We start from the raw sequence: 6,186 nt of genomic DNA on the forward strand, positions 1-6,186 counted from the left end.
GTAGAAACCGTATCATTGAGCGCTTGAAACAGATGGAGGCCTCCCATGAGTAATCCAGCAACTAAGATTGAGATTCTCTATCCAGAGTACGGTAACCAGGGTGGAGATAACGGAAACGCTCTCTACCTGGAAGCTTGCCTTCCAAAAGAGAACTTCGTATACACTTCTCACGCAGCAACGCCTTACTTTGTGGAGCATACGCCGTCGGCAATCATTATGGGCGGCATGACAGAAGCCCAGCAAGAGCTTATTATTTCTCGCCTTATGCCTTACAAGGACAGGCTTGCTGAGCTGGCTGATCAGGGCGTTCCTATGCTGTTTGCCGGTAACGCTTCAGAGCTTTTTGGCCAGAAAATCGTCAATCCTGACGGCTCAGAGATTGAGGGCTTGGGTCTCTTCAATTTTGTGACCACTCGCTATATGCCCCAGCGTTTCCACGACGTTCAGGTGGGTGAATTTGATCCTGGTAACGGCAAAGAACCCTTTACTGTTGTGGGCTTTAAGATGCAGTTCACTCTTACCGAGGGAGATAACTCTAACTGCTACTTCCTTAAGAATAAGGTTGGATTTGGCATCAATAAAGAAAGCAAGTTGGAGGGCTTCCGTCGCAAGAACGCTATTGCCACCTGGCTTATTGGCCCGCTGCTTCCGCTCAACCCATACCTCACACGCTGGATTTTGGATATGGCGGGCGAGGAGGACACCCCTCTGGCCTTTGAGGAAGAGGCAGTTGCGGCATATCAGAAGCACGCTCGCGAGATGGTCTATCCAGGAATGCACCTGCATTACTAATTGTATGTCTGCGCTGCTCATTTGCTCATATATGCGTTTCGTCGTATCATGAACTAAGTTTTTAGAGTTAACAAGGGGATTGTTTTGCCACAGGTTTCTTCAGCTTATGCAACAAAACAGCGCGCCCAGCGCCTTGCACGTATCGGTATCATTGCGGCTCTTTATGCAGCACTTACTCTTGCAACCCTTCTCTTTTTGGGCGGTCTAGCCTGGGGTCCTGTGCAGTTCCGCATTTCAGAGGCAGTTGTTGTTCTTGCGCTCTTTACTGCTGACGCAATTCCAGGACTGACACTTGGTTGCGTCATTGCCAACCTTGCAAATATGGTTATTTCTGGCACAGGTGCTTTGGGGTTGTTGGACGTAGTCTTTGGCTCCTTGGCAACTGCCCTTGGTGCATGGTTTACCTGGAAAAATAGGAAGAATGTACCACTTGCACTTCTAGGACCTGTGCTTGCAAATGCAGTAATTGTTTCTGCGTATCTTCCCATTTTGCTTCAGGGCTTGGGATTCTACACAATTCCATTTACCACTATTGAGCTCGACGGCTCATATCCTCTTATGTTCTTGTTTGGCTTTATTACCACAGGACTTGGAGAAGCTGTTGTTCTCTATGTGCTTGGTGCTCCTTTAGCTCGCGCGCTTAAGCATTCGTCTTTACCTCAGCAGCTTGCTTCTGAGGATTCTGCTACAGAATCTGTGGAGAACTAGACAGCCATGCAGAGACTTGCTCAGTACATACAGAGGTCAACCAGGGTGGTCCTGGTTCTTCTCGCCTGTGTATTGCTGGGTCTGCTTTCTTGGAGTGTCATGGCAGACAACCTGTTTGCCGCTCTTGTTGCAGGCGGAGGACTTGCCACAGTCATTGTTTTTGGCGGCACTACTCAGCCGGGTAACGAGCACGCTCGGTCTCAGGCAACAGAGCGAACACTTGAGGTTGCCTCTAAGACGCTCAAGACCTTACGCGGAGGCTTGTCGCAAGAAACAGCGCCAACTATCTGCACACTATTGCTTCCAGAAACTTCTGCAGCTGCTATTTCCATCACGGATACAGAGTACGTGCTGGGCTTTGAGGGAGACATTGCAACATCGCATATGCCTGGTTCAAAAGTGGTTGGCCCTGCAACCGAGGTTCTGGAAAGTGGCCGCATGGAGACGTTTGTCTCGGTAGATAGTCGTCAGCAGGTACTACAAAGGCGCGGGGGCTTTGGCAATGGTGGCAGTTCCTTTGGCATCATTGTTCCGTTGATTGTTCAGGACCGCACGGTTGGCACTATCAAGCTCTACTATCGTCGTGGCATTGAAATTGATCGTACGCAGTTGGCAATTGCTGAGGGACTGGGCGAGCTTCTCTCCACGCAGCTTTCCTCATATGAGCTTGATCGCCAGGCAGAGTTAACCGCTCGAGCAGAGGTCAAAGCCTTGCAGGCACAGATTAATCCGCATTTCTTGTTCAACACGCTCAATACCATTGCATCTCTTACGCGTACAAACCCCAATAAGGCGCGAGACCTGCTTCGCGAGTTCTCTGTGTTTTATCGCCGTACGCTTGAGAGCTCTCAAGGTGCGCTCATTCCGCTTTCTCAGGAATTGACACAAACGCGCAGGTATTTGACAATTGAGAAGGCGCGTTTTGGAGAAGAGCGTATTCAAGAGTCTGAGCATGTCGATGAGGGATGCGAAGATATTCAGGTACCGTCTTTTTTGATTCAGCCTATTGTCGAGAATGCCGTGAGGCACGCTATGAAAGATGAAGGCGCCCTCCATATTGACATCCACGTCACACGCGATGATGATGATGATATTCTTATATCTGTTGCTGATGATGGTCTTGGAATGGATGAAGAGACTGTTTCTCGCTTGCTTAATGGTCAAGGTCCTACCCCGCAGGATTCTTCGGGGAGAAATAGGGGCACGGGTATTGCCATTAAGAACGTAGCTGAGCGAGTTGAGCGCTTCTACGCCGCTGGATCTGGCATGGAAATCATGTCTAAGCCAGGTCAGGGTACGTGCGTGACACTCAAGCTTGCAGGTGCGGCTCTGCAGGCAACAGCATAGTAGTATCGGTTTTGCTTAACGCTGCGTTAGGTCGTTGGGAGATGAATGACATGCGTGCCATGATTGTTGATGACGAGGCTCCAGCCCGTTCTGAGCTCAGGTTCTTGCTTGAGGAGACCGGCCGTCTCGAGGAAATCATTGAGGCCACAAGTGCAAGGGATGCTGTCGAGAAACTCATGGAGTCTCGCGTTGAGGTCATGTTCCTTGATATCTCTATGCCTAAGACAAATGGAATGCAGCTTGCAGAGGCTCTTCACAAGTTGAAGAACCCTCCTCAGATTGTGTTTGTCACTGCATATAGTGAGTACGCACTAGATGCCTTTGGCGTTAATGCCGTTGATTACCTGATGAAGCCCGTTGAGACCGAGCGCCTTGAGCAGGCCCTTGATAAGGTTGAGGAGCGTCTGCGCCCTCAGTCTCCTATGGCAACTATTGAGCGTATTCCTGTCATTAAGAGCGGAAGCAAAGTTCTTGTTCCTATTGATCAGATTCGCTTCATTGAGGCAAAAGACGATTACTCCTGTATCTACACAGAAGATGACCGTTTCTTGTCTACTATTTCTCTGCAAAAACTTGAAGAGCGCCTTGCTCCACACGGATTCTTCCGCATTCATCGTAGCTTTATCGTGAATCTTGAGTATGTTGACGATGTTGAGGTTATCTCTGCTGGTATCCTACAGTTGACTATTCAGGGATTTGAGGAGCGTCACATCTCGGTTTCTCGCCGTCGTGTGGTTGCACTCAAACGAGCACTGGGACTGTAGAAGCTCAAAGGGTTTCTCGCCAGAGGCTTAAAAGCGCACGTAGGAGTTTGGTATGGCACTGGTAAGGTTTGATGTAATTTCAGATACGCATGGGTATTTGTCATCTGAGTTGCTTGAAGCTCTGCAGGGCGCCAACTACATTGTGCATGCAGGAGATATTACCTCCAACGCCGATTATCAAACACTGCAGGAGATTGCTCCCGTTAAGCTTTGCTTGGGCAATAATGACTTCTGCTACAACTATGGTCCCATGGTAAAGAAAAAGATTATTTTCTTTGCAGCTGGTCTCAAGTGGCAGGTATGTCATTATCGCGAGAGGCTTGACCTGGTCAAATGCAATATTGCTATCTGCGGTCACACGCATAAGCCTTTTGTACAGCGTGACGAGTGGACCAATACATTTGTAATGAATCCAGGAAGCCCTACCTACCCGCGTGGTCGCGAGGGCGCAACTATGGGACGCATTATTGTCGATGATGAAACAGCCCAGGTAGTCAGCGCAGAGATAATTAGTCTGTCTTCGCTTGAGGTGCTTTCTTCTTGTAAATAAGCGATGGAATCATCAGCTTGGTAAAAAGCACGAGCCATACAAGGGCAAGCGAGAAACCACCAATGACGTCGGTAGCGTAGTGCACACCCAGATAAATTCTACTGACGCCAATCATAATGATGACGCCAGAGAACAGGCCACACCAAATCCAACGTTGTAGCTTGTCTTTCTCGTAATGCCAGACAAGCCAAATGAGCAGGCCATAAAAAGCCATCGAGAACATCGAGTGGCCCGAAGGGAAGCTGTAGCCAGTTTCAACTACTAGCCTAAAGCCATCTGGACGAGGACGCTGGACAATAGCCTTAAAGATAAGGTCAACAACAACAACGCCACCCAGGTTAATAAAGGCAAGCCTGCCAACACTTGGTCCTGGTGCAAAAGCAGCAACCACAATAAGCATGACAATAACGGTGACGGGGCTTGCAAGTCCAGAGAACCCTTCCATTATCTCTGTGAGGAGGGGAGTTCTGAGGTGGACAACAAAAAGTCTGTAGGCAAAGTGATCAATGCCAATGACGTCGCCTTCAGAAACGTCAATCAACAGAAAAATAAAAATTGCTGATGAGACAAGCAGAATGATGGTAGAAAGGCTAGAACGCAGACGCTGTAGAAAAAGGCGCTTGCGAACTCCTGTTAAAAGTCCTGTCTTTTGAGCATCAAGGCTTTTATCGGCCATTAGTTCTCCTTGTAACAAAAAGGCGGCACGCCGATAGACGTACCGCCGCTTAGTTCAATGATAAGCCAGCGCAAGCGCGTGACACACAAGAACTTACAGGTTAGCGTTAAGCTCAGAAACGAGGTCAGCCTTAGGAAGATTGCCAACCATGGTGTGAACTGGCTCACCGTTCTTGAAAAGGATGAGGGTTGGGATAGAAACGATGCGGAAACGAGTTGCAAGATCAGCCTCGTCGTCAACATTTACCTTGTAGACGTCAAGCTTGTCTGCCATCTCATGGCCAACTTCCTCAACGACTGGGCCAAGAGCGCGGCAAGGACCACACCAGGATGCCCAGAAATCAACGAGGACAGGCTTGTCTGCGTTAGCAAGAACAGAATCGAACTCTGCAGTAGTGAGCTGCTGTGCCATAACGAACCTCCAGTTACATACGGCTATAAAGCCATTAACTTTTTATTGCTAGCAAACTTATCCCCAAATTAGAGAAGTGTATACACATAACTTTATAGACTTGCTCAAATTGTGAATTACGTGCATAGTTGGCATATAAGAAAGAGGTGCGCATGCCAAGCGAAAGATTTATGCGAAAAGAAGCCTACATGGCAAAAACAACGCATGAGTTTGGAGATTTTGCTGCTCAGGGGGTGTGTATGGCAGGCAATGCTTTTGCATCGGTTTTATTGGTAAAAGGGCAGGAAGACTTTGAAGAGGCTGAACTTTCTGCACTTAAAGCTTCTTTAGAGCATTTAGGCTATGCTCCTGAGGCATGGGCCACCTTGCTTACCACCACAAAAACAGGCGATCCTATAAATCCAGAGCTCGTTAGGCAGGCGATAAGTGCTTTTAGCCCTGACACGGTGCTCCTGGTAAATGATGCAGCAGTTGCATCAGTGCGTGAAGCATACGCAGGAGAGCTTGAACAGCTTAAAACTGACGCCGAGAAGACCTTCTCGCCCCGTGTTCTTGTTCGTGTGTGTGGAATGCGCATGGTAAATCTTGATAACTTTGCCGGAGCGCTTGATGATCCTCATCAGAAGCAGTTACGCTGGGCGGCTATTAAACAAGTCCCACCTTTGGGAGAGCCTTATTAGTAACGATTTGTCGTATTTTTTACGAAAAACGACATTGTGGCGTTTCATGAGCGTTGCGAAGATTATCCTTGAGATAGTCAAAAGAAGGAGACGGGTATGGCATCACCTACAGCACCACATATTTTGCCTACTGACGCAACACAGACTAAAGCTTGGCGTGCCCTTGCAGAGCATTACGCCAGCTTAAAAGATACAAAAGCTACGCTGAAGAACTGGTTTGCAGAAGACCCTCAGCGTGTCCAGAATCTTACGTTTGTG

General features: G+C 48.4%; 8 protein-coding genes. 6 read left to right on the forward strand and 2 right to left on the reverse strand.

Annotated features, from left to right (window positions below; genetic code table 11):
* Positions 1-45 precede the first annotated feature (45 nt).
* The 5 genes from RWJ43_RS05655 (at position 46) to RWJ43_RS05675 (ending at position 4,161) form a co-directional block, all read left to right on the forward strand.
* Entirely contained in the window at positions 46-792 is a 747-nt protein-coding gene (locus RWJ43_RS05655; RefSeq protein WP_314008831.1) for a glutamine amidotransferase, read from the forward strand.
* A gap of 84 nt (positions 793-876) precedes the next feature.
* Positions 877-1,500, forward strand: a complete 624-nt coding sequence (locus RWJ43_RS05660; RefSeq protein ID WP_314008833.1) for a QueT transporter family protein — start codon at positions 877-879, stop codon at positions 1,498-1,500.
* 6 nt (positions 1,501-1,506) lie between these two features.
* Positions 1,507-2,847 (forward strand): histidine kinase, encoded by a 1,341-nt coding sequence (locus RWJ43_RS05665; RefSeq protein ID WP_314008835.1) that lies wholly within the window; start codon positions 1,507-1,509, stop codon positions 2,845-2,847.
* Positions 2,848-2,897: 50 nt separating this feature from the next.
* Entirely contained in the window at positions 2,898-3,611 is a 714-nt protein-coding gene (locus RWJ43_RS05670) for a LytTR family DNA-binding domain-containing protein (protein WP_314008843.1), read from the forward strand.
* Positions 3,612-3,663: 52 nt separating this feature from the next.
* Complete coding sequence (locus RWJ43_RS05675) at positions 3,664-4,161, forward strand: metallophosphoesterase family protein (protein ID WP_314008837.1); 498 nt, start codon at positions 3,664-3,666, stop codon at positions 4,159-4,161.
* Here the strand turns inward: RWJ43_RS05675 and RWJ43_RS05680 are convergent.
* The gene (locus RWJ43_RS05680) at positions 4,121-4,837 is read right to left on the reverse strand and encodes a phosphatase PAP2 family protein (protein WP_314008839.1); all 717 of its coding nucleotides are present in this window, start codon (positions 4,835-4,837) and stop codon (positions 4,121-4,123) included. The genes RWJ43_RS05675 and RWJ43_RS05680 overlap by 41 nt on opposite strands.
* A 93-nt stretch (positions 4,838-4,930) precedes the next feature.
* A complete protein-coding gene (gene trxA, locus RWJ43_RS05685) occupies positions 4,931-5,248 on the reverse strand; it encodes a thioredoxin (RefSeq protein ID WP_035431459.1) in 318 nt (105 codons plus the stop codon).
* Positions 5,249-5,436: 188 nt separating this feature from the next.
* Between trxA and RWJ43_RS05690 the strand changes: the two genes are divergently transcribed.
* The gene (locus tag RWJ43_RS05690) at positions 5,437-5,928 is read left to right on the forward strand and encodes a hypothetical protein (RefSeq protein WP_314008841.1); all 492 of its coding nucleotides are present in this window, start codon (positions 5,437-5,439) and stop codon (positions 5,926-5,928) included.
* Positions 5,929-6,186 lie beyond the last annotated feature (258 nt).

The organism is Lancefieldella parvula (genome assembly GCF_963530955.1).
GTDB classification, from domain to species: Bacteria; Actinomycetota; Coriobacteriia; order Coriobacteriales; family Atopobiaceae; genus Lancefieldella; species Lancefieldella parvula_A.

What these genes read in the sequence shown, in the direction of transcription:
- RWJ43_RS05665 (WP_314008835.1), top strand. Translation starts at nt 1,507, where the DNA reads ATGCAGAGACTTGCTCAGTACATACAGAGGTCAACCAGGGTGGTCCTG.
- RWJ43_RS05680 (WP_314008839.1), bottom strand. Translation starts at nt 4,837, where the DNA reads ATGGCCGATAAAAGCCTTGATGCTCAAAAGACAGGACTTTTAACAGGA.
- RWJ43_RS05670 (WP_314008843.1), top strand. Translation starts at nt 2,898, where the DNA reads ATGCGTGCCATGATTGTTGATGACGAGGCTCCAGCCCGTTCTGAGCTC.
- RWJ43_RS05655 (WP_314008831.1), top strand. Translation starts at nt 46, where the DNA reads ATGAGTAATCCAGCAACTAAGATTGAGATTCTCTATCCAGAGTACGGT.
- trxA (WP_035431459.1), bottom strand. Translation starts at nt 5,248, where the DNA reads ATGGCACAGCAGCTCACTACTGCAGAGTTCGATTCTGTTCTTGCTAAC.
- RWJ43_RS05675 (WP_314008837.1), top strand. Translation starts at nt 3,664, where the DNA reads ATGGCACTGGTAAGGTTTGATGTAATTTCAGATACGCATGGGTATTTG.
- RWJ43_RS05690 (WP_314008841.1), top strand. Translation starts at nt 5,437, where the DNA reads ATGGCAAAAACAACGCATGAGTTTGGAGATTTTGCTGCTCAGGGGGTG.